Source organism: Pseudomonas sp. KBW05, from assembly GCF_003852405.1.
Classification (GTDB): Bacteria; Pseudomonadota; Gammaproteobacteria; order Pseudomonadales; family Pseudomonadaceae; genus Aquipseudomonas.
The window spans coordinates 167,297-182,493 of sequence record NZ_QAJM01000006.1; the positions used below are offsets into that span (position 1 = coordinate 167,297).

General features: G+C 63.1%; 20 protein-coding genes. 9 read left to right on the top strand and 11 right to left on the bottom strand.

What is annotated here, in order from left to right; genetic code table 11:
* Position 1: 1 nt before the first annotated feature.
* The 5 genes from ccmE to ccmA form a co-directional block, all read right to left on the bottom strand.
* Positions 2-457 (bottom strand): cytochrome c maturation protein CcmE, encoded by a 456-nt coding sequence (ccmE, locus tag DBR46_RS05620; protein ID WP_026136470.1) that lies wholly within the window; start codon positions 455-457, stop codon positions 2-4.
* A complete protein-coding gene (gene ccmD, locus DBR46_RS05625) occupies positions 454-630 on the bottom strand; it encodes a heme exporter protein CcmD (protein ID WP_124525351.1) in 177 nt (58 codons plus the stop codon). The genes ccmE and ccmD overlap by 4 nt, the downstream gene beginning before the upstream one ends.
* Positions 627-1,382, bottom strand: coding sequence for a heme ABC transporter permease (locus DBR46_RS05630; RefSeq protein WP_124525352.1), 756 nt, complete (start codon positions 1,380-1,382; stop codon positions 627-629). The genes ccmD and DBR46_RS05630 overlap by 4 nt, the downstream gene beginning before the upstream one ends.
* Positions 1,383-1,460: 78 nt before the next feature.
* Complete coding sequence (gene ccmB / locus DBR46_RS05635) at positions 1,461-2,129, bottom strand: heme exporter protein CcmB (RefSeq protein WP_124525353.1); 669 nt, start codon at positions 2,127-2,129, stop codon at positions 1,461-1,463.
* On the bottom strand, positions 2,126-2,761 hold the full coding sequence (gene ccmA, locus DBR46_RS05640) for a cytochrome c biogenesis heme-transporting ATPase CcmA (RefSeq protein ID WP_124525354.1): 636 nt from the start codon (positions 2,759-2,761) through the stop codon (positions 2,126-2,128). Before ccmA ends, ccmB begins: the two co-directional genes overlap by 4 nt.
* A gap of 200 nt (positions 2,762-2,961) precedes the next feature.
* Here ccmA and DBR46_RS05645 point away from each other — a divergent pair, with 200 nt between their 5' ends.
* Together DBR46_RS05645 and DBR46_RS05650 are read left to right on the top strand one after the other, a co-directional pair.
* Complete coding sequence (locus tag DBR46_RS05645) at positions 2,962-4,539, top strand: flagellar hook-length control protein FliK (protein ID WP_124525355.1); 1,578 nt, start codon at positions 2,962-2,964, stop codon at positions 4,537-4,539.
* Entirely contained in the window at positions 4,536-4,865 is a 330-nt protein-coding gene (locus DBR46_RS05650) for an EscU/YscU/HrcU family type III secretion system export apparatus switch protein (RefSeq protein WP_003210638.1), read from the top strand. The genes DBR46_RS05645 and DBR46_RS05650 overlap by 4 nt, the downstream gene beginning before the upstream one ends.
* A 129-nt stretch (positions 4,866-4,994) precedes the next feature.
* On the opposite strand, the gene glp is transcribed toward DBR46_RS05650, so the two are convergent.
* Both glp and moaB read right to left on the bottom strand, forming a co-directional pair.
* Positions 4,995-6,212 (bottom strand): gephyrin-like molybdotransferase Glp, encoded by a 1,218-nt coding sequence (glp, locus tag DBR46_RS05660; RefSeq protein ID WP_124525356.1) that lies wholly within the window; start codon positions 6,210-6,212, stop codon positions 4,995-4,997.
* Positions 6,205-6,744, bottom strand: coding sequence for a molybdenum cofactor biosynthesis protein B (gene moaB / locus DBR46_RS05665; protein ID WP_017734379.1), 540 nt, complete (start codon positions 6,742-6,744; stop codon positions 6,205-6,207). The genes glp and moaB overlap by 8 nt, the downstream gene beginning before the upstream one ends.
* 76 nt (positions 6,745-6,820) lie before the next feature.
* Between moaB and mobA the strand changes: the two genes are divergently transcribed.
* Positions 6,821-7,423, top strand: a complete 603-nt coding sequence (mobA, locus tag DBR46_RS05670) for a molybdenum cofactor guanylyltransferase MobA (RefSeq protein WP_124525357.1) — start codon at positions 6,821-6,823, stop codon at positions 7,421-7,423.
* Between the two features lie 79 nt (positions 7,424-7,502).
* Complete coding sequence (locus tag DBR46_RS05675) at positions 7,503-7,724, top strand: YgdI/YgdR family lipoprotein (RefSeq protein WP_016978480.1); 222 nt, start codon at positions 7,503-7,505, stop codon at positions 7,722-7,724.
* A 55-nt stretch (positions 7,725-7,779) separates the two neighbouring features.
* Here the strand turns inward: DBR46_RS05675 and DBR46_RS05680 are convergent, their stop codons facing one another.
* From DBR46_RS05680 to DBR46_RS05690, 3 genes are all read right to left on the bottom strand, one after another.
* Entirely contained in the window at positions 7,780-8,670 is an 891-nt protein-coding gene (locus DBR46_RS05680; protein WP_124525358.1) for a pseudouridine synthase, read from the bottom strand.
* A 43-nt stretch (positions 8,671-8,713) separates the two neighbouring features.
* The gene (locus tag DBR46_RS05685; RefSeq protein WP_003189932.1) at positions 8,714-9,049 is read right to left on the bottom strand and encodes a hypothetical protein; all 336 of its coding nucleotides are present in this window, start codon (positions 9,047-9,049) and stop codon (positions 8,714-8,716) included.
* Between the two features lie 74 nt (positions 9,050-9,123).
* A complete protein-coding gene (locus DBR46_RS05690; protein ID WP_124525359.1) occupies positions 9,124-9,360 on the bottom strand; it encodes a glutaredoxin family protein in 237 nt (78 codons plus the stop codon).
* A 243-nt stretch (positions 9,361-9,603) separates the two neighbouring features.
* On the opposite strand from DBR46_RS05690, the gene DBR46_RS05695 reads away from it, so the two are divergent.
* Entirely contained in the window at positions 9,604-11,328 is a 1,725-nt protein-coding gene (locus DBR46_RS05695; RefSeq protein ID WP_124525360.1) for a monovalent cation:proton antiporter-2 (CPA2) family protein, read from the top strand.
* On the opposite strand, the gene DBR46_RS05700 is transcribed toward DBR46_RS05695, so the two are convergent.
* Positions 11,315-12,523 (bottom strand): ammonium transporter, encoded by a 1,209-nt coding sequence (locus DBR46_RS05700; RefSeq protein WP_124525361.1) that lies wholly within the window; start codon positions 12,521-12,523, stop codon positions 11,315-11,317. The two genes, DBR46_RS05695 and DBR46_RS05700, sit on opposite strands and share 14 nt — an antisense overlap.
* Before the next feature lie 346 nt (positions 12,524-12,869).
* Here DBR46_RS05700 and DBR46_RS05705 point away from each other — a divergent pair, with 346 nt between their 5' ends.
* The 4 genes from DBR46_RS05705 (at position 12,870) to DBR46_RS05720 (ending at position 15,165) form a co-directional block, all read left to right on the top strand.
* Positions 12,870-13,184, top strand: coding sequence for a YqjD family protein (locus DBR46_RS05705; protein WP_124525362.1), 315 nt, complete (start codon positions 12,870-12,872; stop codon positions 13,182-13,184).
* 2 nt (positions 13,185-13,186) lie between these two features.
* Complete coding sequence (locus tag DBR46_RS05710) at positions 13,187-13,570, top strand: phage holin family protein (RefSeq protein ID WP_124525363.1); 384 nt, start codon at positions 13,187-13,189, stop codon at positions 13,568-13,570.
* Positions 13,567-13,908: a hypothetical protein gene (locus DBR46_RS05715; RefSeq protein WP_124525364.1), complete on the top strand. Its 342-nt coding sequence runs from the start codon at positions 13,567-13,569 to the stop codon at positions 13,906-13,908. Before DBR46_RS05710 ends, DBR46_RS05715 begins: the two co-directional genes overlap by 4 nt.
* Before the next feature lie 93 nt (positions 13,909-14,001).
* Positions 14,002-15,165, top strand: coding sequence for an EAL domain-containing protein (locus DBR46_RS05720; protein WP_124525365.1), 1,164 nt, complete (start codon positions 14,002-14,004; stop codon positions 15,163-15,165).
* The last annotated feature ends 32 nt before the right edge of the window (positions 15,166-15,197 follow it).

A 15,197-nucleotide genomic window follows, 5' to 3' on the forward strand; every position in this document is an offset into this window, starting at 1 on the left:
CTCAACCCTCCTTGGCGGGGGTGGGGGCGGACTGGCCGCTGTCCTTGAGGGCTTTGGTCACCTCAGGCGGCATGTATTTTTCATCGTGCTTGGCCAGCACTTCATCGGCCACCACCACGCCATCGGCGTTGAGCTTGCCCAGGGCGACGATGCCCTGGCCTTCGCGGAACAGGTCCGGAAGGATGCCGCGGTAGCTGATGGTCACCGACTTGCTGAAGTCGGTGACCACGAAGGTGACGTCGAGGGAATCGCCAGAACGCTTCAAGGAGCCGGCCTCGACCATGCCGCCGGCGCGGATGCGCGTGTCCAGCGGGGCTTCGCCGTTGGCGATCTGGGTCGGGGTGTAGAACAGGTTGATGTTCTGTTGCAGGGCGCTCAAGGCCAGCGCCACGGCAATGCCGACGCCGGCCAGGATGGCAAGGATGATCAACAGACGCTTTCTACGCAGCGGATTCACTTTTCGGTCTCCCGGCGCAGACGACGCGCCTCTTGTTGCAGGTAACGCTTGCGCGCCAGGATCGGCGCGGCGACGTTGAGGGCCAGCACTGCCAGGCAGATGCCATAGGCCGTCCAGACGTACAGGCCGTGTTGGCCCATGGCGAGAAAATCACTGAACGAAGCAAAACTCATCCGCGCGCTCCCAGGCTGTGTTGCACTTCGGCCTTGACCCAACTGGCGCGGGCTTCGCGCTTGAGCACTTCGAGGCGCATGCGCAGCAGCAGCACGGCGCCGAAGAAGCAGTAGAACCCCAGCACCATCAGCAGCAGCGGCGCCCACATTTCCACGGGCATCGCCGGTTTTTCGGTGAGGGTGAAGGTGGCGCCCTGGTGCAGGGTGTTCCACCACTCCACCGAGTATTTGATGATCGGGATGTTGATCACGCCCACAATGGCCAGCACCGCGCAGGCCTTGGCGGCGCTGTCACGATTACTGATGGCGTTGCCCAAGGCAATCAGACCGAAGTACAGGAACAGCAGGATCAGCATGGACGTTAGTCGCGCATCCCACACCCACCACGAACCCCAGGTCGGCTTGCCCCAGATGGCGCCGGTGACCAGCGCCACGGCGGTCATCCACGCACCGATGGGGGCGGCGCATTGCAGGGCGACGTCGGCGAGTTTCATCTTCCACACCAGGCCGACGATGCCGCACACCGCCAGCATCACGTAGCAGGACTGGGCCAGCATCGCGGCGGGCACATGGATATAGATGATGCGAAAGCTGTTGCCTTGCTGGTAGTCCGGCGGCGCGAAGGCCAGGCCCCAGACCAGGCCGATGCCGATCAGCAACACGGCGGCGATACTCAACCACGGCAGCAGCTTGCCACTGATGCCGTAGAACCATTTGGGCGAGCCGAGCTTGTGAAACCAGGTCCAGTTCATTGCTGTTTCCATCACGGGTGCTTTTCGTCGATGCGAAAAGCTTAGGGTCTTTACTGGCTAACGCTTAGCCAGACCTCATTATTCGCCGACGCTGATCTTCAGGCCGGCCGCTATCGCAAAAGGTGTCAGGGTTACCGCCAGGGCGGTCAGGCTGCCAAGCCACAAGAGGTAACCCATCGCCGGCATACCCATAAGCGCGGCTTGCAACGCACCGCTACCGAGGATCAACACCGGGATATACAAAGGCAGAATCAGCAGGGCCAGCAACAGGCCGCCGCGCTTCAGGCCCACGGTCAACGCCGCGCCTACCGCCCCCAGCAAGCTGAGGACCGGCGTACCGAGCAACAGGCTCAGGAGCAGGATCGGCAGGCATTCAGTGGGCAGGCCGAGCATCATCGCCAGCAGCGGCGAAAGCAAGACCAGCGCCAGGCCGGAAAAAGCCCAGTGTGCCAGTACCTTGGCCAGAACCAGTAGTGGCAGGGGGTGCGACGAAAGGACCCACTGCTCCAGGGAACCGTCCTCGAAATCACTGCGAAACAGCCCGTCCAGCGAGAGCAGCACGGACAAAAGCGCCGCCACCCACACCAGTCCCGGAGACAAGGTTTGCAACAGTTTAGTCTCGGGACCAACCGCCAACGGGAACAACGCGATGACGATGGCGAAGAACACCAGCGGGTTGGCCAACTCGGCCGGACGCCGGCACAACAGCCGCGCTTCGCGGGCCACCAACAGGGCGAACACACTCATGCTGACCACCGTCCAAGGTCGAGGTCGCGGTAACCGGCGGGCATGCGATCCAGGGTGTGGTGGGTGGTGAGCACGACCAGGCCGCCGTTCTCGCAGTGCTGGGCCAGGTGTGCTTCCAACTGAGCGACGCCTTGTTTATCGAGGGCGGTGAAGGGTTCGTCGAGAATCCACAACGGCGGGCCCGGCAGATACAAACGGGCCAGCGCCACGCGGCGCTGCTGGCCGGCGGACAGGGTGTGGCAAGGCACGTCTTCAAAACCCTTGAGGCCGACGGCGGCGAGGGCCTGCCAGATGGCGTCACGGGACGCGGGATGATGCAGGGCGCTGAGCCAGCTGAGGTTTTCTTCGGCAGTGAGCACATCCTTGATGCCGGCGGCGTGGCCGATCCAGATCAGGTTACGGGCAAGTTCCGTGCGTTGTTCGTTGAGGGGTTTGCCGTTGAGCCGCACTTCTCCGGCTGTCGGTTGCATCAACCCCGCCAGCAGGCGCAGCAAACTGGTCTTGCCGCTGCCGTTGGGTCCGCTGATTTGCACCATGTCGCCGCCCGTCAGCCGCAGTTCGAGGTGCTCGAACAGCAGGCGCAGGTCGCGTTCACAGGAGAGCGCTACGGCTTCTAGAAGAGGGCTGGTCAAAAGATCGCGGGCCTTTACGGTTCAAGTCGGCGGTGCAGCGGCCGTTAAAGAGAAGTGCACAATAACGGCTTCGGCGACCGATTTTAGAGAGCTGGATCAAATAGTTGTGAGGTTTTTAGCGCTCTCTTTGCAGACGGGCCGCATTATACATGCGATGCCCTACTCTAAAGAGGGCAATTTCCTTCAAGACGGCGCGCGCGATGACCGGTGAGATCAACCTTCCTACGCTTCCACCTGCAACGGCGACCGGGCCCAGCCCTGCGCCCGCCACCGGTGAATTGCTGAAACTGCTGGAACCGCAGATCGGCTTGATCACCCCGGGGAAAACCGTGAACGCCGAGGTCATCGCCCTGAAACAAGGCGGTGAAGCCTTTCAGCTATTGCTCAAGCTGACCCTGGAAAGCGGGCGCCAGACCCTCGTACAAGCCAGCAGCGCACAGCCCTTGCCCCTGGGCAGCAATGTCGCGGTGAGCCAGACCCCCGCCGGCAACCTGACCCTCAGCCTGCAACAGGCCTTGAGCGCCAATGTGGCCGCCCTGACCCGCATCGACACCAGCAAAATGCCCGAAGGCACGCTGCTGCAAGCCAAGGTGCTGACCACCCAGATGCTGCCACAGGGTGCGGCGCAACCGGCGATCTATCGCTCACTGGTGACCGTGCTCAACAACGCCCTGGCCGGTGCCACGCTGACCCTGGAAAGCCCGCAACCCCTGCGCGTCGGCAGCTTGCTCAGCGCCGTGGTGCAGAACGCACAGACCTTGAACTTCGTGCCGCTGAGCGGGCTCAAGGATCAACTGGCGATCACCCAACAACTGGCCACCCAACAAAGCCGTCAAGGCTCGCTGGATGCGGTCTTCACCGCCTTGCAGAACCTGCCACGGGGCGCCGGCACCTCCGCCGAACTGCGCGCCGCCGCCGACCGCCTGCTGGCCTCCCTGCCCGATCTGGCTCAGGTCAGCAACCCGAAAATCCTCGCCCAGGTGATCCAGAACAGCGGCGCCTTTCTGGAGGCCAAGCTGCTCGCCGGGCAAAACCCAGGGGTTCCGCCGCTGGACATGAAAGGTGCCTTGCTGCGCCTGGTCGCCGACCTCCTGCCGGCCCTGCCCACCAGCACCAACCTGAATGCGATCCTTGCCGCCAACACCCTGGCCCAGGTGCTGCCCAACTTCGTGCGCAGCCCGCTGAACACCCTCGGCCAGGTCAGCGCGCGCCAGGCCCCCGTGGGCTTCCCTCTGCCCGAGCGGCTGATGGCGAAACTGGAAGGCGAAGGCGACCTGGAAAACCTCCTGCGCCTGGCCGCCGGAGCCATCTCGCGCTTGCAGAGCCACCAACTGTCGAGCCTGGAACAGACCGGCACCACCGCCGATGGCCGCGTGCAAACCACCTGGCAGCTGGAAGTCCCCCTGCGCACCCTGCAAGACATCGTGCCATTGCAGGTCAAGTTCCAGCGCGAAGAACCGGCGCCGGACAAGGACCAGCCGGAACGCAAGGACAAGAAAGACCCCAAGCAGATGCTCTGGCGCGTCGAACTGGCCTTCGACATGGAGCCGCTGGGGCCGTTGCAGGTTCAGGCGCAATTGAACCAGGGCAAGCTGTCCAGCCAGTTGTGGGCCAGCCGGCCCTTCACCGCGAGCCTGATCGAAAGCCACCTGGGCACCCTGCGCGAACGGCTGGTGACCTCGGGCATCAACGTCGGCGACCTCGACTGCCACCTCGGCACCCCGCCACGCGGGCCGAAAACCGGACTGGAACAACGCTGGGTGGATGAAACCGCATGAAGAACCCCAACCCGCCGCGCCAGGCGATTGCCCTCAAGTACGACGGCCAGCAAGCGCCGACCCTGACGGCCAAGGGCGACGATGCATTGGCCGAGGCGATCCTCAAGCTGGCGCGGGAAAATGAAGTACCGATCTATGAAAATGCCGAGCTGGTGAAGCTGCTGGCGCGCATGGAGCTGGGGGACAGCATCCCGGAGGAGTTGTACCGCACGGTGGCGGAGATCATTGCGTTTGCCTGGACATTGAAAGGCAAGTTCCCGGTGGGGTATGACCCGGATGCGGGGCCGGTGGAGCGGGATGTTACCGAGCGTGGTGACGACTACTGAGCACCTCCAGACGTACATCAATCCAAATGTGGGAGCGGGCTTGCTCGCGAATGCGGTGTATCAGCTAACAGATGTATCAACTGACCCACCGAATTCGCGAGCAAGCCCGCTCCCACAGGGGATTTGTGTTCAGTTCAAGACTTCACTCAGCGGAATGAAGTTGACCACATCTCCCTCCGCCAACGTCGTCCCCTCCAACACCTCCACAAACCCCTGCGCCCACGCCGCGCTGCGCAGCACGCCGGAGCTCTGGTTGCGGTAGATGATCGCCTTGCCCTGCTCGATGCGCCCACGCAAATACTCGCGGCGGTTGCCCGGTTTGGGCCATTCGAACCCCACCGGCACTTCGAAACGCAATGGCTCGACATCCGCCACGCCTTGGCGGCGCAAAAGGTACGGCCGCGCCAGCAGTGCAAACGTCACCAACGTCGAAGCCGGGTTGCCCGGCAGGCCGATCACCGGCACGCCACGGAAGTGCCCGAAGGTCAGCGGTTTACCCGGCTTGATCGCGAGTTTCCAAAGCGCCAGCTCGCCTTCTTCACGCAGGGCAATGCCAAGGAAATCCGCCTCGCCCACCGACACGCCGCCGGTGGACAGGATCAGGTCGACGTTGCCCACGCCAGCCAGACGCGTGCGGGTCTGCTCCAGATCGTCGGGCAGGATGCCGGCGTCGATCACCTCGCAGCCCATGCGTTCAAGCCAGGTGCACAGCACGCGACGGTTGCTGTTGTAGATCTGCCCGGGGCCCAGCGGCAGGCCGGGTTCGATCAGCTCGTCACCGGTGGACAGCACAGCGACGCGCGGGCGGCGGACGACTTCAAGGCGGTCCCGCCCCAGTGAGGCGGCGAGCCCCAGTTCGATCGGCCCCAGGCGTGTACCGGCGTTCAAGACCAACTCGCCGACCGTGGTTTCCTGGCCCTGGGGGCGGATGTTCTGCTGGAGCTGCAACGGCTCGGTAAAGCTCACGCGCTCGTCGGCGTGGACCATGGCGTTTTCCTGCATTTCCACGCAGTCCGCCCCTTCCGGTACCGGCGCACCGGTGAAGATGCGCGCACAGGTGCCAGCGGCCAATGGCTGCGGCGCCTGCCCGGCGAAGATGCGCTGGCTGACCACCAGCGGCTCGCCGTGCCAGTCCGCCAGGCGCAGGGCGTAACCGTCCATGGCGCTGTTGGGCCAGGGCGGCAGGTCGAGGGTGGCGATCAGGTCTTGCGCCAGGACGCGGCCATCGCATTCGGCCAGGGGCAAGGCTTGTTGCTCGCGGATCGGCGCAGCCTCGGCCATCGCCAGCAGTTGCGCCAAGGCGTCTTCCACCGGCATCAGGGCGCCGGTCTTGCCGGGCTTACCCACGGGAGGCGCAGGGTTCGGCCTGCTTCAAGTGAGGGACGAAATTGCACGGGCGGTGACGGTTGTCCAGTTGCTCGGCGAGGATGCCATCCCAACCGGTGCGCACCGCATTGGTGGAACCCGGCAGGCAGCACACCAGCGTGCCATTGGCCAGGCCGGCCAAGGCGCGGGATTGCACGGTGGAGGTGCCGATATCGGCCACGGAGATCTGGCGGAACAGTTCGCCAAAACCGTCGACCTGCTTGTCCAGCAGGCAGCTCACCGCTTCCGGGGTGCTGTCGCGGCCGGTGAAACCGGTGCCGCCGGTGATCAGCACGACCTGCACCACGTCTTCGGCGATCCAGTGGGCAACCTGGGCGCGGATCTTGTAGAGGTCGTCCTTGAGCAACACACGCTCGGCCAGGTTATGGCCAGCGGCGGTGAGGCGATCGACGAAGACCTGGCCCGAGGTGTCGGTGTCCAGGGTGCGGGTGTCGCTGACGGTCAATACAGCGATATTCAGGGGTACGAAGGGCGCATCTGCCTTGGCGGTCATGGCACGGTCCGGTTGTCGAAGAAACAGGCCGGTGTTATATCACAGGCCCCCCTTTTGCTGCCGCTGCGGAACTGCCATGCCAATCGATTCATCTGCCCTGCCCTGTTCGGTGTTGCTGTTGTCCGGTGGCCGTGGCCAGCGCATGGGCGGCCTGGACAAGGGCCTGCTGGAATGGCGCGGCCAACCGTTGATTGCGCATCTGCACGCCCTGGTGCGGCCGCTGACGGACGACCTGATTATCTCGTGCAATCGCAACCCCGAGCACTACGCCGGCTTTGCCGACCAATTGGTCAGCGACGACAGCCCGGACTTCCCCGGCCCGCTCGCCGGGATTCGTGCAGGCCTCGCCGCCGCGCGTCATGGGCACCTGCTGATCCTGCCGTGCGATGTGCCGCAACTCGACGCACGATTACTGACCGAGCTGCGTGAGACGGCGCAGCGCAATCCCCGTGTGCCGGTGATGGTGCGCCATGGTCAATTCTGGGAGCCGCTGATCTGCATCCTGCCCACGGCCCTGCGGGACGCGGTCGAGGCGGCCTGGCATGCCGGCGAGCGCAGCCCACGGCAGATCTTCATGAAACTGGGCGCGGTGGGCCTGGAGTGCCCGGCAGATGATCCGCGCCTGGCCAACCTGAATACCCCCGAGCTGTTACTTCCCAGTCCCGGCGTGTCAGAATGAACCTTGCACAAGGAACTTTGCCGGCGCCTCGCGCGTCACAAGGTCAGCTTTTCAAAAGAATTCTCTCGGAGACAACACCATGACTCAACGGACCATCGCCGCTCTCATGCTTGCACTGGGCCTCGCTACCCTCGCCGGTTGCGCCTCGCCAACAGTGATCACCCTGAATGACGGTCGCGAAATCCAGGCCGTCGACACCCCTAAATTCGACAAGGATTCGGGCTTCTACGAATTCGAACAGCTGGACGGCAAGCAGACCCGCATCAACAAGGATCAGGTCCGCACCGTTAAAGACCTGTAAGTCTTAGCGTTTGCCAACAAGGCCCGCCATGTGCGGGCCTTGTCATTTGCGGGGGTTACCAGTCGAGGGTGATCTGGCTGCGGAACTGGCGCTCTTCGCCGCTCACCGGGTCGATAAAACGCACGCCCTGGGCCAGCAGTTTCAGCGGGTTGGCGTAGTCGTCCACGGCATCTTTGATCACTTCGGGATAGAACGGGTCGTTGCAGATACTCGCGCCGAGTGCGGTCATGTGCACGCGCAACTGGTGCTTCTTGCCGGTCACCGGGAACAGGCCGTAGCGCCACAGATTGCCGTGTTTTTCACGCACTTCCACCGCCGTTTCGGTGTTGCTGGCGCCAGGACCTTCCTGCATGCGGAAGAACGGTTCGCCATCCACCAGGCGGCTTTTGTGCACGAGCGGAAAGCTCAGGTCTGGCAGCGCTGGCGCAATGGCTTCGTAGAATTTATCGATCTGGCGCGTGGGAAACAGCTGTTGATACGCCGAGCGGCTGGCCGGGTTGGCCGAGAACAACACCAGCCCCGCCGTGTGCCGGTCGATGCGGTGCAGAGGCACCAGTGAAGGGTTGTCCAAACGGCGAATCAGGCGGCGCAGCAGGGTTTGCTCGACGTACTCGCCGGCCGGTGTCACGGGCAGGAAGTGCGGCTTGTCGGCGACCACCAGGTGCTCGTCGGCGTAAAGGATGGTCTCCTCCACCGGGATCACTTTTTCGTTCGGCACTTCGCGGAAGTAGTAGATGCACAGACCTTCCTTGTAGGCCAGGTCCAGGTGGATCGGGTTGCCATTGATATCCAGCACCCGACCCCGCGCGATGCGGTCCAGCCAGTGTTCACGGCTGATCGCCGGGAAGTGCCCGCACAGGCACTCCAGCACCGTGGCCCAAGGCCCGGGTGGCAGGTACAAGGTGCTGGCCTGGTGCTCGGACGGGATATAAATCGAAGTGGACATGCGTCAAGCCTAGGGAAAACCGGCGGGCATTATCCCGCATGGCTCAGGCCTTGGCCAATTGCGCCCGCAGGACCGGCGAGGCGCTGGCGGCCTCGGTGAACTCCTTGAGCCAGCGCAACACGTCCACCGCTTCCCAGCGGCCCGGATCGTACAACGCGTACAGCAAGCCCTGGTAACCCACCACATCCAACTGTTTGTGATAACCGGCGCGCTGGAACAGCGCCTCGATCTCGGCAAAGCAGGTATTGAAATGCACTTTGTTAAACGGCGTCTTGCCTTCCGTGACCAGGCCGTCGAGGCGCAGCTCGTTCACCGCATCGCGCACGACATCGGCGGACATGCGATTGACGCTGCTTTTCAGTTGTTCAACATTCACCACGGGCGTTCCCTCTATTCAATCGCTGTACAAACATACAGTAACGTAATATTTGGAAACCCGCCATCGCCTAAATCTCAGCGCAGGAAGGCGGCAACCTGATCACCGTCGAAGGGCCAGTCCAGCTCAGCCCCTGTGTCTACCCGCCGAAGCACCGGAATCCTTAGGCCATAGGCGTCAGTCAGGTCTACGGGGTCGGTTATATCCACCAATTCAACCAGCAGCCCGCGTTCGACGAGCGGCATGATTTCGGCTTCGGCAATCTCGCAAAGATGGCAACCCAGGGTGCCGAACAGCTGGCATTCAGGAAGCATGACGAATGGCCCTGATCAGAAAGTAGGCGCTCATTCTATGCCCGCACTATCCCTGTGGCGAGGGAGCTTGCTCCCGCTGGGGCGCGGAGCGGCCCCAAAATCCTGGGAGCGCTTCGCACTCCAGCGGGACGGTGCGACGATTCGACAAGCTCCCTCGCCACAATAAACCGTGACCTAAATCAGCATGGCCTATAACTGATTCAGCGATTCTCGCGGCTTTTTTGCCGCCCCCTTGCAACGGAGATGCGTGTGTTTGCCAACCTGCTGATCATTCTGGCCTCATCCCTGGTGGTGATTGCACTGTTTCGCCGACTGCAATTGCCGCCCGTGCTGGGCTATCTGTGCGTAGGCCTGGCCGTGGGGCCGACCGCTCTGGACTGGGTGAATGACAGCGAAGAGCTGCCCGATCTCGCCGAACTGGGCGTGGTGTTCCTGCTGTTCTCCCTGGGCCTGGAGTTTTCCCTGAGCAAAATGTTCGCCCTGCGCCGTGTGGTGTTTGGCCTGGGCAGTTTGCAAGTGCTGGGCTGCGGCTTGCTGCTGGGGCTGTTGCTGATGATCCTCGGTGTGGCGCCGGGCATCGCATTGTTGCTGGGCGCGGGGCTGGCGTTGTCTTCCACCGCCATTGTCAGCAAGGAGTTGACCAGCCTCGGCGAAATCTTCAGCAGCCATGGGCAGAATGCGATTGGCGTGTTGCTGTTCCAGGACGTGGTAGCCGTCTTGCTGCTGACCTTGGTGCCAGTGTTTGCCGGCACCGGCGAGCAAGCCTGGTATATCGCACTGCCGCTGACCCTGGCCAAGACCGTGGTGTTGTTTGTCGGTTTGTTGCTGGCCAGTCGCTGGTTATTGCCGCGGCTTTTTCATGAGGTGGCGGCGTCCCATTCGGCGGAGCTGTTTGTGCTGCTGGCGCTGGTGATCGTGTTGCTCACCGCGTGGCTCACGCACCTGCTGGGCCTGTCCCCTGCCCTCGGCGCCTTCCTCGCCGGCATGCTGCTGGGGGAAAGTCATTACCGCCATCAGATCGAAGCGGATATCCGCCCGTTTCGCGACATCTTGCTGGGGCTGTTTTTCGTCAGCATCGGCATGCTGATCGACCTGCAACTGTTCGTCAGCCACAGCCTGTTGATCCTCGGCCTGACCCTGACCTTGATGCTGGTCAAAGGCTGCGTCGTAGCAGTGCTGGTCAAATGGCGCGGCAGCGACAGTGAAACCGCCTGGCGCAGCGGCCTGGCCCTGGCCCAGGGCGGCGAGTTCTGTTTTGCCTTGATGGCACAAATGCAGCAGAGCCGGTTGATCCCCGACGAGTTCAACGGACTGCTGCTGGCCGCCACCTTCTGTTCGATGCTGCTCACGCCACTGCTGTTGCGCGCCGCGCCGGCCATCGCCCTGCGCCTGCACCGCAAGCCCAACCAACAAGTGCAACTGGAAGAAATCACTGCGCTCAACGCCGAGCTGCGCGGGCACGCGGTGATTTGCGGGTATGGCCGCGTCGGGCAATCCATCGGGCGTTTTCTGCGCAAGGAACAACAGGCGTTTATCGCCCTGGATGACGACCCGGAGCGGGTACAGGAAGCCGCCACCGAAGACAGCAGCGTGCATTACGGCGACTGCCGGCGCGGCGCGTTGCTCAGTGCGGTGGGCCTGGAACGCGCGCGGCTGGTGGTGATTGCCGTGGACAACACCGAAGTGGCCCTGGCGGTGTTGAAGGAAGCGCGACGCATCAACTGCGAGGTGCCGATCCTGGTGCGCACTCGCGATGACAGCCAACTGGCCGAATTAAAAGCCGCAGGCGCCAGCGAAGTGGTGCCCGAGCTATTGGAGTCGAGCCTGATGCTCGCCTCCCACGCCTTGATCCTGCTGGGCCTGCCGGACCAACAGGTGCAGGCGCGGGTCGATGAAGTGCGGCAGAACCGCTATCGCCTGCTGCACGGTTTTTACGCGCAGGCCGACAACCCGATCAATCCTGACTGACCGCGCCAATCTTATGGATCGACAAGTCCGCGCCGTAGTATTCCTCTTCCTGGCTCAGGCGCAGGCCCGATACGCGCTTGATGGTGCCGTACACCAGGAACCCGCCTGCCAGCGCCACCGCCACGCCGAGGGCGGTACCGATCAACTGGCTGATCAGGCTGACGCCGCCCAACCCGCCGAGCGCGGTCTGGCCGAAGATGCCGCAGGCGATGCCGCCCCATACACCACACAGACCGTGCAGCGGCCACACGCCGAGCACGTCATCGATCTTCCAGCGGTCCTGAGCGGCAATAAAGCACCAGACGAACAGGCCGCCGGCGACCGCCCCCGTGACCAGTGCGCCCACCGGATGCATCAAGTCGGAACCGGCACAGATCGCCACCAGCCCGGCCAATGGGCCGTTGTGCAGGAAGCCTGGGTCATTGCGGCCGATGATCAGCGCCGCCACCGTGCCGCCGACCATGGCCATCAGCGAGTTGACCGCCACCAGGCCACTGACGCCGTTCAGCGTCTGCGCACTCATGACGTTAAAGCCAAACCAGCCCACGATCAGAATCCACGAGCCCAACGCCAGGAACGGAATGCTCGACGGCGCAAACGCCACCAGCCGGCCGTCCCGGTAGCGCCCGTTACGCGGGCCCAGCAACAGCACCGCCGCCAGCGCCAGCCAGCCGCCCATGGCGTGCACCACCACGGAACCGGCGAAGTCGTGGAAGCTGGCGCCAAAGGTCGCCAGCAGCCAGGCTTGCAGGCCGAAATTGCCGTTCCACACCATGCCTTCGAAAAACGGGTAGATAAACGCCACGATCAGGGCCGTGGCGCACAGTTGCGGAACAAACCGTGCACGTTCGGCAATGCCGCCGGAAATGATCGCCGGGATCGCCGCCGCGAAGGTCAGCAGAAAGAAGAACTTCACCAGGCCATAGCCGTGATCGGCGCTGATCACCGCCGCCGGTTGCAGGAAGCTGACGCCGTAGGAGATCCAATAGCCTATAAAGAAATAGGCCAGGGTCGAGATGGCGAAGTCGCTGAGGATTTTCGACAGCGCGTTGACCTGGTTTTTCTGGCGCACGGTACCGACTTCCAGAAACGCGAAGCCGGCGTGCATGGCCAGGACCATGACCGCACCAATCAGGATAAACAGGGTGTTGGAACTGTGGACCAGCGTGTCCACTGCACTTTGCAAATTTTCCATGGAGGTTGGCAGGCCTGCATTAAAGGCAAAAAGCACCAAAGCGGTTCAAGCCAGGGTTGCGCGCACTAAATTGGCACCACCGGTTCCACCCCTCTTCAGAGGGCGTGAACCGCTTTAGCGCAGCGATCAACGCAACAGGCCGATGCCGACAGGGTTTTTCCGCGAGTTTCAGTTATTTAGGGTAAGGTTTTTGAAGGCTTCCTGCCCGACCGCCCGGATTTCGCGCAAGCCCCGTGGCGTGCGCACCAAGGCAAAGCAAAAGCTGTACCAGACAATTGCACTGAACCTTCACCGATACCGGTGACTCGAAAGCCACAGTACAGATCAGCCCATCACGGAGATAACCATGGCCAGAAAAACCGCAAAGACTGCTCAAGAAATCCTGCTAGAGGATTTTCAAACCCTGGTCAGCGACACCGAGAAGCTGCTGGACGACACCAAGGTGCTGGCCGGCGACCAGGCTGACGAGCTGCGCAGCAAGATTCACGACAGCCTGCTCAAGGCCCGCGAAACCCTGCAAGTGACCGAGGACTCCCTGCGCGAGCGCGGCCAGGCGGCCGTTACCGCCACCGAAGACTACGTGCAGGCCAACCCTTGGCAGTCGGTGGGCATTGCCGCCGGCGTGGGCTTTTTGATCGGCCTGCTGGCCACAAGGCGCTAATCATGTCTATCGGCGAAACCGGCTCGTCAACGGGCACTACTTCAAGGCGTCTGGGCGCGGCCGTGCTGGGCTTGCTGCACAGTCATGTCGAGTTGTTTGGCATCGAATTGCAGGAACAGAAGGCCCGCACCGTCAGCCTGCTGCTGTTTGCCGGCCTGGCACTGGTGTTTGCCCTGCTGTTGCTGGTGGGGTTGTCGACGCTGGTGATGATCCTCGTGTGGGACACCGGCTACCGCCTCACCGGGATCATCTGCCTCTGCATGTTCTACAGCCTGGCCGCAGCGTTCTGCGGGGTGCGTTTGAAAGCGGCAGTGTTCGATGAGTCCACGCCGTTCCACGCCACCCTCGAAGAGCTGGCCAATGACCGGGAGCGCCTGCTGCCATGAGCCTGACTGAAATCCCGCAGAACACCTCACGCCGGGAAATGCGCAAGGCGTTGATCCGCCTGCGCATGGAAATGCACCGCCAGGAGATTCGCCACGAGTCCCAGCAACTGATGGCGCCGCTGACCAAGGTGCGCAACATGGGCCAGAACTGGCAGGACAACCTTGGCATCAAGCATGCGCCGCTGTGGGGCGTGGCGGCGGTGACGCTGCTCGGCTTCTTTACCGGCAAGGGCGCCAAGGGCGGCAGTATCAGCAGCCTGACGCGCCTGGTGCGGCTGGGGGCCGGGTTGATCCCGTTGATAAAGTTGGCCATGCAGGGCGCCTCGCGCAAAGGTTGAGCCACGCTGGCTGCATTCTTGCAAACAGAAGCGGCCCGGCTCTCATGTTCGAGAGCCGGGTCTTTTTTTTCGCCAACTATTCAAGGAGGCCCTGTGATCGACGGGCAACCGCTCGCCTGCTTCCAGCCGTTTATCGACACCGCCACCGGGCGCATTGCCGGCGTCGAAGCCCTGGGTCGCTTGCGTCAACCTGATGGCCGCCTGCTCTCCGTGGGCCCGCTGTTCGCCGACCCGCGCACACCTGGCGTGACCTTGCGCCGCCTCGACCGGCAAATCCGCGACAACGCGTTGAGCCGCTTGCATGAAGTGCCCGAAGACTGGTTCCTCAGCCTGAACATCTCGCCACGCTGGATCAACCGCCTGCGCCCAGGCCAAGCGCTGCCCAGCCTGAAGCAGGTACATGCCCAGGGTGTGGATCCGCGGCGGATCGTGTTCGAGATCACCGAATTGGGCGGTGATATCCAACGCCTGGCCGACGTGGTGGCGCGCTATCGCCAAGCCGGTGCGCGCATTGCCATCGATGATTTCGGCGCCGGTTATTCCCAGCTCGACCGGGTGCTGGCCCTGCAACCGGATATCCTCAAGCTCGACATGCGCCTGTTCCAGGACGCCGCACGGGGCGGGCCGAGCAGTGAAGTGGTGCGGGCGCTTGCGCAAATGGCCGAGAAAACCGGCTGCTGGATCATTGCCGAAGGCGTGGAGACCGAAGCGCAGTTGAGCTTTGCACTGGAGTGCGGTGCGCGGTATGTGCAGGGTTATCTGTTCGCCCAGGCGCAGCTGGACTGGTTCGCCGCTGACGCCTTCGTGCCGCGTTTTGCGCAACTGCGCACGCAGTACGTACAGCAAAAACTCGCCGAGCGTGGACGCATCATGCTGCTGCGCCAGCAGTTGGCCGAACTGATGAAAATCCTCCAGGCCTGGGCCCAGGGCCAGGCGCCGCTGAGCCATCTGCCGCAATTGCCGGACTTCCCTTGGCTGTTGCGCTTCTACCAGTGCGACCGCCATGGCACCCAACTGACCCCCAACTTCGAGTGGCGGCACGACGCCTGGCAGTCCGACAGCCGCTACCTGGGCCACAACTGGTCGTGGCGCCCGTATTTCTATCACTTGCTGGCCGAAGGCTGGGAGGAGCGCCGGCTGAATCTGTCCTCGACCTACCGCGACGCCACCACCAACCAATACTGCCTGACCGCCGGACAATTCTTCGATAACGGTCAGCGCTTGCTGTTAATCGATATCGACGCCGCCGGCCTGTAGATTTTCGCTTGCCCCGCCAAGGCGGAACCGGG